Raw genomic sequence first — 15,767 nt, forward strand, 5'->3', positions numbered from 1 at the left:
GGGCCGGGCGGTTCAGCCCGCGAGGCAGGACGGGCCGAGCAGCACCTTCAGGTCGCCGAAGAGCGCCGGGTCGGGCTTGACCCGGTGCCGGTCCAGGCGGAGCACCGTGGTCTTGCGCGGCCCCTGGAGCCTGATCCGCACCTCGCTGTCGCCCTTGTGGTGGCTGAGGATCTCGCCGAGGCGGCTGACCATGGGCGGAGTGACCCGGGTCGCCGGAATCGTGAGGACCACCGGCGCGTTGGCGCCCGCGTTGGACAGGTCCGGGACCATCAGCTCCATGGCGACGAGCCGGGGCACGTCCTCGCGCTTGTCGAGGCGGCCCTTGACGAACACCACGGCGTCCTCGACCAGTTGGGTCGACACCAGCTGGTAGGTGGCCGGGAAGAACATGCACTCGATGGAGCCCGCGAGGTCCTCGACGGTGGCGATCGCCCAGGCGTTGCCCTGCTTGGTCATCTTGCGCTGCAGGCCCGAGATGATGCCGCCGATGGTGACCACCGCGCCGTCGGTGTGCTCACCGCCGGTGAGCTGGGAGATACCCGCGTCGGCCTTGTCGGACAGCACGTGTTCGAGGCCGAACAGCGGGTGGTCGGAGACGTACAGACCGAGCATCTCCCGCTCCTGGGCGAGCAGATAGGTCTTGTCCCACTCCTCGTCCGTGAACTGCACGTCGAGTCCGAAGCCGGGCTCGTCGGCACCGTCGTCGCCCATGCCGCCGAAGAGGTCGAACTGGCCCTCGGCCTCTTTGCGCTTGACCGCGACCACGTTGTCGATCATCGGCTCGTACTGCGCCGTGAGGCCCTTGCGGGTGTGCCCCATGGTGTCGAACGCGCCCGCCTTGATCAGCGATTCGGTGGTGCGCTTGTTGCAGACGACCGCCTCGACCTTGTCCAGGTAGTCCGGGAAGGAGGCGTACTTCCCCTTGGACTTGCGGCACTTGATGATCGACTCGACCACGTTGGTGCCGACGTTGCGGACGGCGGAGAGACCGAAGAGGATCACGTCGTCGCCCTGGGCGGCGAAGTTGGACTCGGACTCGTTGACGTTCGGCGGGAGCACCCGGATGCCCATGCGGCGGCACTCGTTGAGGTAGACCGCCGACTTGTCCTTGTCGTCCTTGACGGAGGTCAGCAGCCCCGCCATGTACTCGGCGGGGTGGTTGGCCTTGAGGTAGGCGGTCCAGTACGACACCAGGCCGTACGCGGCCGAGTGCGCCTTGTTGAACGCGTAGCCGGCGAACGGCACCAGCACGTCCCACAGCGCCTGGATGGCCTCGTCGCTGTAGCCGTTCCCGCGCGCGCCGGACTGGAAGATGGTGAAGTTCTTCGCCAGCTCCTCGGGCTTCTTCTTGCCCATCACACGGCGGAGGATGTCGGCCTCGCCGAGCGAGTAACCGGCGATGATCTGGGCGGCCTTCTGCACCTGCTCCTGGTAGACGATCAGGCCGTAGGTGACGTCCAGGACCTCCTTGAGCGGCTCCTCCAGCTCGGGGTGGATCGGCGTGATCTCCTGCTGCCCGTTCTTGCGCAGGGCGTAGTTCGTGTGGGAGTTCATGCCCATCGGGCCCGGCCGGTACAGGGCCGAGACGGCGGAGATGTCTTCGAAGTTGTCGGGCTTCATCAGCCGCAGCAGCGAGCGCATGGGGCCGCCGTCGAACTGGAAGACGCCGAGGGTGTCACCGCGCTGGAGCAGGTCGAAGGTCTTGGGGTCGTCCAGCGGCAGGGACAGCAGGTCGATGTCGAGGCCCTTGTTGGCCTTCACCATCTTGACCGCGTCGTCCATGATCGTGAGGTTGCGCAGGCCCAGGAAGTCCATCTTCAGCAGGCCGAGCGACTCGCAGCTCGGATAGTCCCACTGCGTGATGGTCACGCCGTCGGTGTGCCTGACCCAGACCGGGACGTGGTCGGTGATGGTCTCGCTGGACATGATCACGCCGGCCGCGTGCACACCCATCTGCCGGACCAGGCCCTCCACGCCGCGCGCGGTGTCGATGACCTTCTTCACGTCCGGTTCGTTCTCGTACATCGAGCGGACCTCGCCCGCCTCCGAGTAACGGGGGTGGTTGGGGTCGGTGATGCCGGACAGCGGGATGCCCTTGCCGAGGACGTCGGCGGGCATGGCCTTGGTGATGCGGTCGCCCATCGCGTACGGGTAGCCCAGCACGCGCGCCGAGTCCTTGATCGCGTTCTTGGCCTTGATGGTGCCGTAGGTGCCGATCTGGGCGACCTTGTCGGCGCCGTACTTCTCGGTGACGTACCGGATCACCTCGGCGCGCCTGCGCTCGTCGAAGTCGATGTCGACGTCGGGCATCGAGATGCGCTCGGGATTGAGGAACCGCTCGAAGATCAGGCCGTGCGGGATCGGGTCGAGGTCGGTGATGCCCATGGCGTAGGCGACGATCGAACCGGCCGCGGAGCCTCGGCCGGGGCCGACCGCGATGCCGTTGTTCTTCGCCCACATGATGAAGTCGGCGACCACGAGGAAGTAGCCGGGGAAGCCCATCGAGATGATGACGTCCATCTCGTAGTCCGCCTGCTTCTGGCGGTCCTCGGGGATGCCGCCCGGGAAGCGGCGCTCCATGCCGCGGCGGACCTCCTCCTTGAACCAGGTGACCTCGGTGTACCCCTCGGGGATGTCGAACTTCGGCATCAGGTCGCGCTTCTCGAACATGCCGGTGGTGTCCACCATCTCGGCCACGAGGAGCGTGTTGGCGCAGCCCTCCTGCCAGGCGTCCGAGGAGTCGATGGCGTACATCTCGTCCGTGGACTTCAGGTAGTAGCCGGTGCCGTCGAACTTGAAGCGGTCGGGGTCGGAGAGGTTCTTGCCGGTCTGGATGCACAGCAGCGCGTCGTGGGCGCCCGCCTCGTGGGCGTAGGTGTAGTGCGAGTCGTTGGTGACCAGCGGGGGGATGCCGAGCTTCCTGCCGATCTCCAGGAGGCCGTCGCGGACCCGGTGCTCGATGTCGATGCCGTGGTCCATCAGCTCCAGGAAGTACTTGTCCTTGCCGAAGATGTCCTGGTACTCGGCGGCGGCCTTGAGAGCCTCGTCGAACTGGCCGAGGCGCAGCCGGGTCTGCACCTCGCCGGAGGGGCAGCCGGTGGAGGCGACGATGCCCTCGGACCACTGGGCGATGGTCTCCTTGTCCATCCGCGGCCACTTCTGGAGCCAGCCCTCGGCGTACGCGTCCGAGGACAGCCGGAAGAGGTTGTGCAGCCCGGTCCGGTTCACCGCCCACATCGTCTTGTGGGTGTAACCGCCGGAGCCGGAGACGTCGTCGCGCTTCTGGTGCGGCTGGCCCCACTGGATCTTGCGCTTGTTGCGCCGGGACTCGGGGGCGACATATGCCTCGATCCCGATGATCGGGGTGATCCCGGCCTTCTGCGCGGAGTGGAAGAAGTCGTACGCGCCGTGGAGGTTGCCGTGGTCGGACATGGCGATGTGCGTCATGCCCATTTCATTGCAGGCGTTGAACATGTCCTTCAGCCGCGCGGCACCGTCCAGCAGCGAGTACTGGGTGTGGACGTGCAGGTGCGTGAACGGCGGCTTTGACACGGTATGGCCTCCAACGGAAAACGTCAGGCGACGGGCGGACGGACACTCTGGGGGACAGCGTCGAATCCTATGCCCTGCCACTGACAGGGGGAGCGGATCTCCGCGTACGGTCGGGCGGGAACCGGGCACTCCCGCGTGGCGTCGCCCGTTGGAGACGGCGAAAGCGCTGTCGTACCCATGAACGCACAGTGACGCACCACTCCCGCACCAGGAGGCATCCCGCGATGTCGGTCCCTAAGCTCAGCGCCGAGCAGCGCGGCGAGGAGATCCTCGCCGTATTCGACACCGCCTTCGGCAGGCTCCTGGCCGCCGACCCGGCCGCGTTCCGGGTGAAGTTCCGGAAGATGGCGGCCTCGGCCTTCGCCTTCTACCGGGGCACGGCGTGCCTCTTCTACCACGACATCGACGCCGAGAAGCGGGGCGGCCCCTACCTGGACGACCGCACCTCGCGCGTGTGGATCCACGGCGATCTGCACGCGGAGAACTTCGGCACCTACATGGACTCGTACGGCCGCCTGGTGTTCAACGTCAACGACTTCGACGAGGCGTACGTCGGCCCCTTCACCTGGGACCTGAAGCGCTTCGCGGCCTCGGTCGCGCTGCTCGGGTACGCCAAGGCACTCAGCGACGAGCAGATCACCGAGCTGGTGACGGTCTACGCGGCCGCCTACCGCGAGCGGATCCACGCCCTGGCCACCGGCGCCAAGAGCGACGAGGTGCCACCGTTCACCCTGGACACCGCGGAGGGCCCGCTGCTGGGCGCGCTGCGCGCGGCCCGCTCGCTCACCCGCTTCGAACTGCTGGAGTCGATGACGGAGATCCGCGACTACGAGCGCCGCTTCGCGCCGGGCGGCGGCACCGTCGAGCTGGACGCGGCCGACCGCTACAAGGTCCTCGCGGCCTTCGACGGCTATCTGGAGACGCTGCCGGACTCCTCGCTGGCCCGCCCGGACTCCTACCGGGTCAAGGACGTCGTGGGCCGCCGGGGCGTCGGCATCGGCTCGGCCGGGCTGCCGTCGTACAACATCCTCCTGGAGGGCCACAGCGACGCCCTGGAGAACGACGTCGTGATCTACGTCAAGCAGGCCCAGACCCCGGCCGTCTCCCGGCACATCACCGACCCGGCCATCGCCGGGTACTTCCAGCACGAGGGCCACCGCACGGTGATCTCCCAGCGCGCCCTGCAGGCGCACGCCGACCCGTGGCTGGGCTGGACCGAGCTGGACGGCGCGGGCCAGCTGGTCGCCGAGGTCTCGCCGTACGCGGTCGACCTGGACTGGGGCGACATCGACGACCCGGAGGAGATCGCGCTGGTCGTGGCCGACCTGGGCCGGGCCACGGCGACGATGCACGCGGCGGCGGACGACACCTCCGGCGAGTCCCTGGTGCCCTTCTCCACCGAGCGGGCCATCGACGCGGCGATCGCGGCCGACGAGGAGGGCTTCGCGCCCCTGCTGGCGGACTTCGCGCACGCCTACGGCGCCCGCACGCGCGCCGACCACCACATCTTCGTGGACCTGTTCCGCAACGGCCGCATCCCGGGGCTGTAGGACATCGCTCCGAGGCGATAGCGTGCGACTGCTCACAGGCCCCCTTTAGGGGTCCCTTACTCCGGTTCGTGACAGACTCTGCTATCGCTATGGACATATCCGGGACCCAGCTCAGAGCCGTACGCGCGGTGCTGTTCACGGCCTTCGTCGTGACCCTCGGCACCGCGTCGCACGTGCTGCTGTCCCGGGCGCCGCTGCCGGCGCCGACCGTGGCCGCGGTCGCCGCCGGCGTCTTCGCCGGCGCGTACGCGCTGGCGGGCCGCGAGCGCGGCTTCGGCCGGATCGCGGCCCTGCTGATCCCGCTGGAACTGGCCGCCGACACGGTGTTCACCACCGGCCAGCAGACGTGTTACGGCCGGGCGGGCGGCCCGGTCGCCGGTCCCCTGCACGCCTTCGGCTTCGACCTGCTGTGCCACGGCGGCGCCGTGGGCACCCCGCTGGCCCAGGTGAGCCGCGGCCAGACGGCCGGGCTGCTGGAGGACCCCGGCCCGGCCACCGCCTGGCTGCTGCTCGCCGCGCACATCGGCGTGGGCCTGCTGGCCGCCGCCTGGCTGCGCCGGGGCGAGCGGGCGCTGGTCCAGCTGCTGCGCGCGGTGGCCGCCGCCTCCTTCCGGCCGCTGCTGCTCGCGGTGGCCGCGATCACCGTACGACTCCTGCCGGACCGCCGGCCGCCCCGCCCGGCCCCGCGCCGGGCCGACGCCCGCGACCGCCTTCTCGCCCACTCCCCGGGCCGGCGTGGACCACCGTGCTCCGCCCCGCTCGCCGCTCACTGAGCGGCGGCGACCGAGCACCCTCCACCCGTCCTTCCGCGCACGACAGCTGCGCGTCCCCCAGGGAGAACACCGACATGAGCAAGCGGAACAGCCAGACGGCGAAGACGGCGGCCCGCGAGCGGCTGCGCCAGGAACGCGAACGCCAGGCCAAGCGCGACAAGGCGAGGAGGCAGGCGATCGTGGCCGGCGGCGTCGTGGTCGTCCTGGCCGCCGCGGGCGGCATCGGCTACGCCGTCGTGCAGGCCAACAAGCCCAGCGGGTGGGACGCCGTGAAGAACGAGAAGCTGGTCAAGCCGGCCAACACCACCGGGGCGAACGGCACGACCGTCGTCATCGGCAAGAGCACCGCCAAGAAGACCCTCGTGACATACGAGGACCCGCGCTGCCCGGTGTGCGCCCAGTTCGAGGAGGCCGTGGGACCGACGGTGAAGAAGGACGTCGACGCCGGCAAGTACAAGCTCCAGTACGTCGGAGCCACCTTCATCGACGTGAACCTCCCCGGCGTGGGTTCGAAGAACGCGCTGAGCGCGCTCGGCGCAGCGCTGAACGTCAGCCCCCAGGCGTTCCTGGACTACAAGACCGCGCTGTACTCCACGAAGTGGCACCCGAACGAGCAGGACGACAAGTTCAAGGACGACGCCTACCTGATCAAGGTGGCCGACACGGTCAGCGCGCTCAAGGGCAACACGGCGTTCCAGAACGACGTCAAGAAGGGCACGTTCGACAAGTGGGCGCTGCTCATGAACGACAAGTTCAACGCGGACGGGAAAAAGTACAACTTCAGTGGCACTCCTACGCTTCTCATGGACGGCAAGAAGCTGACCGGCCGCGACGGCCAGAACGCCCCCATGTCTGTCGGTGAATTCAACACCGCGCTCCAGAAGGCGCTGGGCCAGTAATCCCTCAGCCACGCCCGGAAAGCGGAGTGCCCCGGACCGGAAGAGGCCGGGACACTCCGTTTTCGCATGAGGACGAGGAGCGGGTGACTAAAACTCGACCCAAGTCGAGTTGCAGTACTTCCGCGGACCGGAGGCGCCGTCCTGCAGGCATACCTCCAACTTGTAGTTCATGTCCTTGGTCAGATTGAACTTCTTCGAGACGCACACGTTGTTGTTGCCGTTCGCGTCGGCGAACCAGGGCGCCGACCCGATGCGCGCCACGGCCCGCATACCGTCCGAGCTGTGGTCACACACCGCGACGGTCTTGTTCGACGCCTCGTAGTGCGCGTAGCCCCCGTCGTGACTGTCGGTCGTCGTCACGCTGCCGCTCCAGCTGGCGAAAGCAGGCGACGCACCCATGACCAGGGCGGCCATGAGAGCGCCGGAAGTTATTCCGGCATACCGCAGAGCCTTGATAGCCACAATCTCCCCCTTTTTTCAATTTTCAACCGAATGAGGCTGAATCCCCTAGTGCTGGTCAATGCACTAGTTCATGATCAGCAACCATACCTCGCCGTCGGCAATCGTCGAAGGAATATAAAGTTCCCAAAAACACCTTTGGCGGACATTTACACAAAAGGCATCCGAGTGTGACCTGACAGCCAGCCGATAACCGACCGTCGAGTGAAGGGCGGGCGAACTTTCCGCGTTCGCCCGCCCTTTGTTCTACCGCTCGGTAACCTGATCGGCCGTGACCAGTCGAATCAGATCACTGCCGGCCTCCCAGGGCCTCAACTCCCTTTCCCCCAGCCGCCGTACGGTCGTCAAGGCCGCGGCGGCGACCGCTGTGCTGGCCGGGCCACTCGCCGCCGCTCTTCCGGCGCGTGCCGCCGGCCAGGCCCCCGCCTTCCTGCACGGCGTGGCCTCCGGTGACCCGCTGCCCGACGGCATCCTGCTGTGGACCCGGGTCACGCCGACCCCGGACGCGACCCCCGGCTCGGGCATCGGCCCGGACACCGTCGTGAGCTGGGTCGTCGCCAAGGACAAGGCGCTCACCCAGATCGTCGCCGAGGGCTCCACCACCGCGACGGCCGCCTCGGACCACACCGTGAAGGCCGACATCCGCGGCCTCCAGCCGGCCACCGACTACTGGTTCCGCTTCTCCTGCGGCGGCACCGACTCCCCGGTCGCCCGCACCCGCACCGCCCCGGCCGCCACCGCGGACGTCCCCGGGCTCCGCTTCGGCGTGGTCACCTGCGCCAACTGGGAGGCCGGCTACTTCTCCTCGTACCGCCACCTGGCCGCGCGCAACGACCTCGACGCCTGGCTGCACCTCGGCGACTACATCTACGAGTACAAGTCCGGCGCGTACGCGGCCCGCGGCACGGTGGTGCGGCAGCACGCCCCCGCCAACGAGATCATCACGCTCGCCGACTACCGCACCCGGCACGGCAAGTACAAGACCGACGCCGACCTCCAGGCCCTGCACCTGAAGGCGCCGGTCATCGCGATCTGGGACGACCACGAGTTCGCCGACAACGCGTGGTCGGGCGGCGCGGTCAACCACACCGAGGGCGCCGAGGGCACGTGGACCGCCCGCAAGGCAGCCGCCAAGCAGGCCTACTTCGAGTGGATGCCGGTGCGCCCCGCGATCGAGGGCACCACCTACCGCCGGCTGCGCTTCGGCAAGCTCGCCGACCTCTCCCTGCTGGACCTGCGCTCCTTCCGCTCCCAGCAGGTGGCCGGCACCAGCGGCTCGGTGGACGACGCGAGCCGCACCATCACCGGGCGGGCCCAGCTCGACTGGCTGAAGGCGGGCCTGAAGGCGTCCGACACCAAGTGGCGCCTGGTCGGCAACTCCGTGATGATCGCGCCGTTCGTCATCGGCTCGCTCACGGCCGACCTGCTCAAGCCGCTGGCCCAGCTGCTCGACCTGCCGCAGGACGGCATAGGCGTCAACACCGACCAGTGGGACGGCTACACCCACGACCGCCGGGAACTCCTCGACCACCTGACGTCGAACAACATCGGCAACACCGTCTTCCTGACCGGTGACATCCACATGTCCTGGGCCAACGACGTGCCGGTGGACGCGGGCACCTACCCGCTGTCGAAGTCGGCCGCCACCGAGTTCGTCATCACCTCGGTGACCTCCGACAACCTCGACGACATCGTCAAGGTCCCCGAGGGCGTGGTCTCCGCCGTCGCCGCGCCGCTGATCGAGGCCGCCAACCGGCACGTCCACTGGGTGGACACCGACCGGCACGGCTTCGGCGTGCTCGACATCACCGCCGACCGCGCCCAGATGGACTACTACGTCCTGTCCGACCGCACCGACCCGAACGCCACCGCCCGCTGGGAGCGGTCGTACCGCACCCGCACCGGCACGCAGAAGGTGGAGCGCTCCTACGACCCGGTGTAAGCCCCCCTTCACACCGGTACGGGTCGCTACGCGGACCGCAGGCCGTCGAGGAAGCCGAGTGCCACGCGCCAGGTCGCCTCGGCGGCCTCCGCGTCGTAGTCGGGCAGCCCGGGGTCGGTGTACAGGTGCCCGGCCCCGGCGTACCGGTAGACCTCCACGTCGGCGCCCGCCCGGCCCATCTGGAGGTACCAGGCGCTGAGCCAGTCGTCCGTCTCGAACGGGTCCGGCTCGGCCACGTGCAGCTGCACCGGCAGATCGTCCACGTACGCGTTCGGCGCGATGTCCGAGGTGCCGTGCAGAAGCAGCAGCCCGCGCGCCTTGTCGTCACCGAGGGCGAGGGTCTGCGCCACGGAGGCACCGAGCGAGAACCCGGCGTACACGAGCCCGCGCCCCGAGTACGGCGCCGCCGCCAGCACGGCCCGCTTCAGCAGCTCCTCCTTGCCGATCGCGTCGCTGAACTCCATGCCGTCCTCGACGGTGTCGAACGTCCGCCCCTCGAAGAGGTCCGGCGTCCACACCTCGTGGCCGGCCATGCGCAGCCGGTCCGCGGCGTCACGCACCGCGGGCGTGAGCCCGTAGGTCGAGTGAAAGAGCATGATGTTCATGAGGCCATGGTGCCAGCCGCGTCCGCCTCGCCCCTATCCCAGCCGGCCTCGGCCCGCCTGGGGGGGCCTCCCCCCTCCCCCCCTCCCCCCTCCCCTCTCGCCCTCCCTCCCCCTCCCCGCCGGAGCGGGCCACGTCACAGGTTCACGATCGCCGTACCCGGTTACGTTCCAAGGCATGGAGACCGTACTGCGCCCCGTGGTCGTGGTCGGCGCGTCCGTGTTCCTGACCGTCCTCATCGGCTGGGCCACGGACGTGCTGCTGCGCAAGGCCGACGAACGCCACCCCGAGACCCCCTTGTGGGACCGACTGCGGCGCGCCCGCGTGCCCTACCAGCTGGTCCTGTGCTCCGCCCTGCTCAGAGGCTCCTACGACCAGGCGGAACTCCTCAAGGAGCACCGGGTCGGCGTCGGACGGACCCTGACCCTGGTGCTGATCGGAGCCGCCGCCTGGCTGGTGATCCGGATCGCGGGGGCCGTGGTCGAGACGACGTACAGCCGCTACGCGCGCGCCCACCACGACGCGGCGCGGGTCCGCCGGGTACGCACCCAGGTCACCCTGATCATGCGCGTGGTCTCGGCGATCGTCGGCGTGGTCGCGGTCGCCGCGATGCTGCTGACCTTCCCGGCGATGCGCGCGGCCGGCGCCTCCCTGCTGGCCTCGGCCGGTGTCCTCGGCATCGTGGCCGGCGTGGCCGCGCAGTCGACGCTGTCGAACCTGTTCGCCGGGCTCCAGATCGCCTTCGGTGACATGGTGCGGCTCGGCGACACGGTGGTCGTGGACGGCGAGTGGGGCACGATCGAGGAGATCACCCTGACCTTCCTGACGGTACGGACCTGGGACGAGCGCCGGATCACCATGCCGGTGTCGTACTTCACCTCCAAACCCTTCGAGAACTGGTCGCGGGGCACCCCGCAGATGACCGGGATCGTGTTCTGGCACCTCGACCACAGCGCGCCCATGGAGGCGATGCGCGAGAAGCTGCGCGACATCCTGCGCGAGTGCCCGGCCTGGGACGGCCGCGCCTACGGCCTCGTGGTCACCGACTCCACCCCGAACACCGTGGAGGTGCGCGCGCTGGTGACCGCGAAGGACGCGGACGACATCTGGACGGTGCGGGTCGCCGTCCGCGAGCAGATGATCACCTGGCTGTCCGCGGAGCACCCCTACGCGCTGCCCCGGGTCAACACCTCGGACGCGGTGCTCCCGCCCTACCGCGTCCCCTCCCCGGACCGCGACTCCCTGCGCCGGGCCTACGATTTCCCGCGCACCGGGCGGGGCTGAACGGGGTGCGGACCGGTGATCGTGTTCGGCTCCCTTCGCCGGCCGGGCTCGGGCTCCTCGCTCGGCGCTCTCTTTCGCCCTGGCTCAGTGTCCGCGTTCCGCGCCTCCGTTGACCTGGATGATCTGTGAGGTGATGTGGCCGGCGGCGGGCGAGGCCAGCCAGTGCAGGGTCGAGGCGACGTCGCCCGGTTCACCGACCCGGCCGGTGGACGTCTCGGCGACGAGCTGCCGGTGCCGCTCCTCGGACATGGTGCCGCCGAAGAAGTCGGTGTCCTCGATGTAGCCCGGCGCGACCACGTTCACGGTGATGCCGCGGTGGCCGAGCCGGCGGGCCAGATCATGGGCGTAGGGGTGCAGCGCGGCCTTGGACGCCGCGTAGGCGCCGCTGCCCGAGCCCCGGTAGGCGGCGATGGAGCTGAGGAAGAGCACCCGCCCGCCGGGCTCGGCGAGCCGGTCCTGAAGGGCCTCGGTGAGCAGCGCCGCGGTCAGGGTGTTGAGCCGGAAGGCGACGGTCCAGGCATGGGCCACCCGGTCGAGGGGGTCCTCGCTGTCTGCCGGGGGTTCCAGGCCGCCGGAGCCGCCGGCGCTGTGCACGAGCACGTCGACGGTGCCGAACTCCCGGGCGACGAGGCGGGCGACGCCCCGCACGTCGGCGGGCTCGGTGAGGTCGGCCGCGTGGGTGAGTGCCCCCGGCACCCGGGCCTTCTCCAGCACCTCCGCGCGCCGCCCGAGGAGCAGCACCCGGTCCCCGTCCGCGGCGAAGGCGCGCGCCGCCGCCAGCCCGATGCCGGTACCGCCTCCGCTGATCACGATGTTGCGAGTCATGATCCGAGAGTAGGAGTCCGCCGCGGACCGCGCTTCTGGTTGTCCACAGCTGCCATGTATTCGTATGACTGGATATACACAGCTAGCGGAGCACCGCTAGCGCATGCTGCGCACATCGAGGTGGCGCAGGATCCGGTCCACGATCTCCGGGTCCATCCCCGGCTCGCTGCGCGCCGCCAGCACCTCGTGCCGGGCCGCGCTGAGCATCTCGCCCTGGATGCGCCGGACCCGCTTCAGCCGCTTGGCCCGCTGGTGCTGTGCCTCGCGCCGCTCCTCCCCGCCCATGTCGGGGCTGATCCGGATGCCGATGTCGAAGGCCTGCCGCAGCATCTGCTCGGACAGGTCCTCGGGCAGCTCCTCCACCTGCTCGATCTCCCGCAGCCGGCGTTTGGCCGCCCTGGCGGCGCGCACCGCCAGCTCCTTCTCGTGCTCCTTCTCCCGCCCGGAGTCGGACCGCACCCGCAGCCGCCTGACCAGCCACGGCAGCGTGAGCCCCTGGAGCACCAGGGTGGCGACGATCACCCCGAAGGCGATGAAGACGATCTCGTCCCGGTCCGGGAAGGGCTTTCCGGCATCGGTCTTCAGCGGGATGGCGAGCGCCAGCGCGACCGAGGCCACCCCGCGCATCCCGGCCCACCACATCACCACCGTCTCCCGCCAGCTGGCCGGGATCTCCTCGTCCAGATCGCGCCGGGCGTGCAGCCGTTTGGTCAGCCAGGTCGCCGGCAGCAGCCACAGCAGCCGTACGATGATCACCACACCGGCGACGGCGGCCGCCCAGCCGAGCAGTTCGCCCCACCGTCCGCTGGCCGTGCGGATCGCGTTGTGCAGCTCCAGGCCGATCAGGCCGAAGGCGACGCCCGTGACGAGGGTGTCGATGATGTCCCAGAAGGTGTGCCCGGCCAGCCGGGTCATCACGTCGTCGGCGCCGGTGGCGTACTCGGAGAGGTAGAGGGCGGTGGTGAGCACGGCGAGCACGCCGGAGCCCTGGAGCTTCTCCGCGAGCACGTAGGAGGCGTACGGCACCAGCAGGGTCATGCCGATCTGGAGGGTGGGGTCGCCCAGCAGGTCCATCACCCGGTTCGCGCCCCAGCCCAGCAGCAGCCCGACGGCCACCGCGACCACGGCGGACAGCACCAGTGCCAGACCGGCCCGCCACGGCGAGAACACGCCGCTCACCGCGGCGGCGATCGCCACGTGGTAGAGCACGATGGCGGTGACGTCGTTGAACAGCCCCTCGCCCTCCAGGATCGACACCAGGCGGCGCGGCAGCCCGAGTTGTCCCGCGACGCTGGTCGCGGCGACGGGGTCGGGCGGGGCGATCAGGGCGCCGAGCGCAACGGCGGCGGCGACCGAGAGACCGGGCACGATCGCATGGGAGACGAAGGCGACGCACACCATGGTCACGAACACCAGGGCGACGGCCAGCATCAGGATCGGGCGTCTGTTGGCCGCGAACTGCCGCCAGGAGGTACGCCGTACGGCCGCGTACAGCAGCGGCGGCAGCAGTCCGGGCAGGATCAGCTCGGGCGGGATGTTCACGTTGGGCACGAAGTCGGCCACCGCGAGGACCCCGCCGAACAGCGTCATCAGCACCGGGGCCGGCACCCCGAGCCGGTCGCCCACCGGGACGCTCACCAGGGCCCCGAGCAGCAGGGCGAACAGCAGAGCCAACTGATCCAAGACCGGCGCTCCGGGGTCGGGACGACACGAGAGGCTTCAAGCCTGCCATGCCGCCGGGGGACCGGCCGTTTCGGCGCATCGCCCCAGGGGTGCCGCCGCGCCCCCCGCTCACCGGCTCCTTCGCCGACCGCTACAGGGCGCGGCGCATCGCCCGGTGGGGCATGTCGGCGTCCAGGAACTCCGGGCCGTACGCCTCGTAGCCGAGCCGCTCGTAGAAGCCCAGTGCCCGGGTCTGCGCGTGCAGGTCCACCGCGGCGAGGCCGCGCGCGCGGGCCGCGTCCTCGATGGCCCGCACCAGGGCGGCGCCGATGCCGAGCCCGCGCGCCTCACGGGAGACGGCGAGCCGCCCGAGGGAGCCGACGGACGGGTCCGCGCCGGTCTTGGCGACGGCCGCCTCGCCGGTCAGCAGCCGGCCGGTGCCCAGCGGCACTCCGTCCGCGCGGACGGCCAGCACATGCACGGCGACGGCGTCGTACGCGTCGTACTCGATGGTCTCGTCCACGCCCTGTTCGCGGACGAAGACCTCCTTGCGGACCGCGAAGCAGGCCTCAAGGTCGGCGGGGTCCTCGGCGACCCGGACGGTGCGGGTCATCCGTAGGTCTCCTCACGCACCTGGTCGAGGGCCTGCTGGAGGTCCTCGGGGTAGTCGGACGCGAACTCCACCCAGCGGCCGTCACCCGGGTGCTCGAAGCCGAGGCGTACGGCGTGCAGCCACTGGCGGGTGATGTGCAGCCGCTTGGCGAGGGTGGGGTCGGCGCCGTAGGTCAGGTCGCCGACGCACGGGTGGCGGTGGGCGGCCATGTGGACGCGGATCTGGTGGGTCCGGCCCGTCTCCAGCTTCACGTCCAGCAGGGAGGCGGCGCGGAAGGCCTCGATGAGGTCGTAGTGCGTCACCGAGGGCTTGCCGTCGGCGGTGACCGCCCACTTGTAGTCGTGGTTCGGGTGGCGGCCGATCGGGGCGTCGATGGTGCCGCTCGTCGGGTCCGGGTGGCCCTGGACCAGCGTGTGGTAGCGCTTGTCGACCGTGCGCTCCTTGAACTGGCGCTTGAGCGAGGTGTACGCGTACTCCGACTTGGCGACCACCATGAGGCCGGAGGTACCCACGTCCAGGCGGTGCACGATGCCCTGGCGCTCGGCGGCGCCGGAGGTGGAGATCCGGTAGCCGGCGGCGGCGAGACCGCCGATGACGGTCGGTCCGGTCCAGCCCGGGGAGGGGTGCGCGGCCACGCCGACCGGCTTGACGATCACGACCACGTCATCGTCGTCGTGCACGATCTCCATGCCCTCGACGGGCTCGGCGACCACCTGCACCGGCGCGGGCGCCTGCGGCATCTCGACCTCCAGCCAGGCGCCGCCGCGCACCCGCTCGGATTTGCCGACCACCGCGCCGTCGACCTGCACCTTGCCGGTCGCGGCCAGTTCGGCCGCCTTCGTGCGGGAGAAGCCGAACATGCGGGAGATGGCGGCGTCGACGCGCTCGCCCTCCAGGCCGTCGGGCACGGGCAGGGTACGGATCTCGGGAATCGTGCTCACCCGTCGAGTATGCCGGACGGGCGGAACGACCCCGACCGAGCCTGTGGAAAACCGGCTCCGCCCCGGTCCCCCGGGGCCACGCCGTCAGTCCTTGTGGACCGTGCCGTCCGGGTCCAGGCCGCGGAAGGACAGCAGCACGATCAGGATGCCGCCGCACACGATCGCCGAGTCGGCGAGATTGAAGATCGCGAATCCCTTGGGCGCGATGAAGTCCACGACCTGGCCCTCGAAGACCCCCGGCGCCCGGAAGATCCGGTCGGTGAGGTTGCCGAGCGCGCCGCCCAGCAGGAGGCCGAGCGCGACCGCCCAGGGGAAGCTGTAGAGCTTGCGGGCCAGGCGCATGATCACCACGATCACGGCGGCGGCGATCAGCGTGAAGATCACGGTGAAGGCCGCGCCGAAACCGAAGGCGGCACCGGGGTTGCGGATGGCGTGCAGTTCCAGCAGGTCCCCGACGAGCTTGATCGGCGCGTGGCCCTCCAGCTTGGCCACCACCAGCGTCTTGCTGATCAGGTCGAGCGCGTAGGCGAACGCGGCCACGGCGAACAGCACCGCGATCCGGCGGCCCCGGCCGGTCCGCTGGTCCCGCGCCGCCTCCGGGGCCTCCTGTGCGCCGTCCCCCGGGGTGTCCGGCGTGTTGATGATGCGCTCCGCCTCTGCCACG

13 protein-coding genes are annotated in these 15,767 nt (G+C 70.0%); 5 read left to right on the forward strand and 8 right to left on the reverse strand.

Features of this window, described 5'->3' with window-relative positions:
• Positions 1-12 precede the first annotated feature (12 nt).
• On the reverse strand, positions 13-3,552 hold the full coding sequence (gene dnaE / locus ACWDD7_RS16015; protein ID WP_351873836.1) for a DNA polymerase III subunit alpha: 3,540 nt from the start codon (positions 3,550-3,552) through the stop codon (positions 13-15).
• Between the two features lie 224 nt (positions 3,553-3,776).
• Between dnaE and ACWDD7_RS16020 the strand changes: the two genes are divergently transcribed.
• The 3 genes from ACWDD7_RS16020 to ACWDD7_RS16030 all read left to right on the forward strand — a co-directional run bounded on the left by ACWDD7_RS16020 (position 3,777) and on the right by ACWDD7_RS16030 (position 6,774).
• Positions 3,777-5,102, forward strand: a complete 1,326-nt coding sequence (locus tag ACWDD7_RS16020; protein ID WP_450457741.1) for a DUF2252 domain-containing protein — start codon at positions 3,777-3,779, stop codon at positions 5,100-5,102.
• An 89-nt stretch (positions 5,103-5,191) separates the two neighbouring features.
• Complete coding sequence (locus ACWDD7_RS16025) at positions 5,192-5,875, forward strand: hypothetical protein (RefSeq protein ID WP_351873842.1); 684 nt, start codon at positions 5,192-5,194, stop codon at positions 5,873-5,875.
• A gap of 74 nt (positions 5,876-5,949) precedes the next feature.
• Positions 5,950-6,774, forward strand: a complete 825-nt coding sequence (locus ACWDD7_RS16030) for a DsbA family protein (protein ID WP_450457742.1) — start codon at positions 5,950-5,952, stop codon at positions 6,772-6,774.
• 87 nt (positions 6,775-6,861) lie between these two features.
• Here the strand turns inward: ACWDD7_RS16030 and ACWDD7_RS16035 are convergent, their stop codons facing one another.
• On the reverse strand, positions 6,862-7,188 hold the full coding sequence (locus tag ACWDD7_RS16035) for a hypothetical protein (RefSeq protein ID WP_450457743.1): 327 nt from the start codon (positions 7,186-7,188) through the stop codon (positions 6,862-6,864).
• 316 nt (positions 7,189-7,504) lie between these two features.
• Between ACWDD7_RS16035 and ACWDD7_RS16040 the strand changes: the two genes are divergently transcribed.
• Positions 7,505-9,175 (forward strand): alkaline phosphatase D family protein, encoded by a 1,671-nt coding sequence (locus tag ACWDD7_RS16040; RefSeq protein WP_450457744.1) that lies wholly within the window; start codon positions 7,505-7,507, stop codon positions 9,173-9,175.
• A gap of 26 nt (positions 9,176-9,201) precedes the next feature.
• On the opposite strand, the gene ACWDD7_RS16045 is transcribed toward ACWDD7_RS16040, so the two are convergent.
• A complete protein-coding gene (locus tag ACWDD7_RS16045) occupies positions 9,202-9,780 on the reverse strand; it encodes a dienelactone hydrolase family protein (protein WP_392211226.1) in 579 nt (192 codons plus the stop codon).
• Between the two features lie 175 nt (positions 9,781-9,955).
• On the opposite strand from ACWDD7_RS16045, the gene ACWDD7_RS16050 reads away from it, so the two are divergent.
• Positions 9,956-11,062 carry a mechanosensitive ion channel family protein gene (locus tag ACWDD7_RS16050; protein WP_450457745.1) on the forward strand — a complete coding sequence of 369 codons (1,107 nt, stop codon included), beginning with the start codon at positions 9,956-9,958 and terminating at the stop codon, positions 11,060-11,062.
• An 84-nt stretch (positions 11,063-11,146) separates the two neighbouring features.
• Here ACWDD7_RS16050 and ACWDD7_RS16055 read toward each other — a convergent pair whose 3' ends face one another.
• From ACWDD7_RS16055 to lspA, 5 genes are all read right to left on the reverse strand, one after another.
• Complete coding sequence (locus ACWDD7_RS16055; RefSeq protein ID WP_351879724.1) at positions 11,147-11,887, reverse strand: SDR family NAD(P)-dependent oxidoreductase; 741 nt, start codon at positions 11,885-11,887, stop codon at positions 11,147-11,149.
• Between the two features lie 96 nt (positions 11,888-11,983).
• Positions 11,984-13,570, reverse strand: a complete 1,587-nt coding sequence (locus ACWDD7_RS16060; protein WP_450457746.1) for a Na+/H+ antiporter — start codon at positions 13,568-13,570, stop codon at positions 11,984-11,986.
• Positions 13,571-13,700: 130 nt separating this feature from the next.
• Positions 13,701-14,162, reverse strand: coding sequence for a GNAT family N-acetyltransferase (locus tag ACWDD7_RS16065; protein ID WP_450457747.1), 462 nt, complete (start codon positions 14,160-14,162; stop codon positions 13,701-13,703).
• Positions 14,159-15,103, reverse strand: coding sequence for an RluA family pseudouridine synthase (locus ACWDD7_RS16070; RefSeq protein ID WP_392211221.1), 945 nt, complete (start codon positions 15,101-15,103; stop codon positions 14,159-14,161). Before ACWDD7_RS16070 ends, ACWDD7_RS16065 begins: the two co-directional genes overlap by 4 nt.
• Positions 15,104-15,187: 84 nt before the next feature.
• Complete coding sequence (lspA, locus tag ACWDD7_RS16075) at positions 15,188-15,766, reverse strand: signal peptidase II (RefSeq protein ID WP_351879736.1); 579 nt, start codon at positions 15,764-15,766, stop codon at positions 15,188-15,190.
• Position 15,767: the final 1 nt, after the last annotated feature.

This window comes from Streptomyces sp. NPDC001056, from assembly GCF_053598955.1.

Excerpts from the sequence above, each read along its gene's own strand:
- ACWDD7_RS16020 (WP_450457741.1), top strand. The coding sequence starts at position 3,777 with ATGTCGGTCCCTAAGCTCAGCGCCGAGCAGCGCGGCGAGGAGATCCTC.
- ACWDD7_RS16025 (WP_351873842.1), top strand. The coding sequence starts at position 5,192 with ATGGACATATCCGGGACCCAGCTCAGAGCCGTACGCGCGGTGCTGTTC.
- ACWDD7_RS16030 (WP_450457742.1), top strand. The coding sequence starts at position 5,950 with ATGAGCAAGCGGAACAGCCAGACGGCGAAGACGGCGGCCCGCGAGCGG.
- ACWDD7_RS16035 (WP_450457743.1), bottom strand. The coding sequence starts at position 7,188 with ATGGCCGCCCTGGTCATGGGTGCGTCGCCTGCTTTCGCCAGCTGGAGC.
- ACWDD7_RS16045 (WP_392211226.1), bottom strand. The coding sequence starts at position 9,780 with ATGAACATCATGCTCTTTCACTCGACCTACGGGCTCACGCCCGCGGTG.
- ACWDD7_RS16050 (WP_450457745.1), top strand. The coding sequence starts at position 9,956 with ATGGAGACCGTACTGCGCCCCGTGGTCGTGGTCGGCGCGTCCGTGTTC.
- ACWDD7_RS16055 (WP_351879724.1), bottom strand. The coding sequence starts at position 11,887 with ATGACTCGCAACATCGTGATCAGCGGAGGCGGTACCGGCATCGGGCTG.
- ACWDD7_RS16065 (WP_450457747.1), bottom strand. The coding sequence starts at position 14,162 with ATGACCCGCACCGTCCGGGTCGCCGAGGACCCCGCCGACCTTGAGGCC.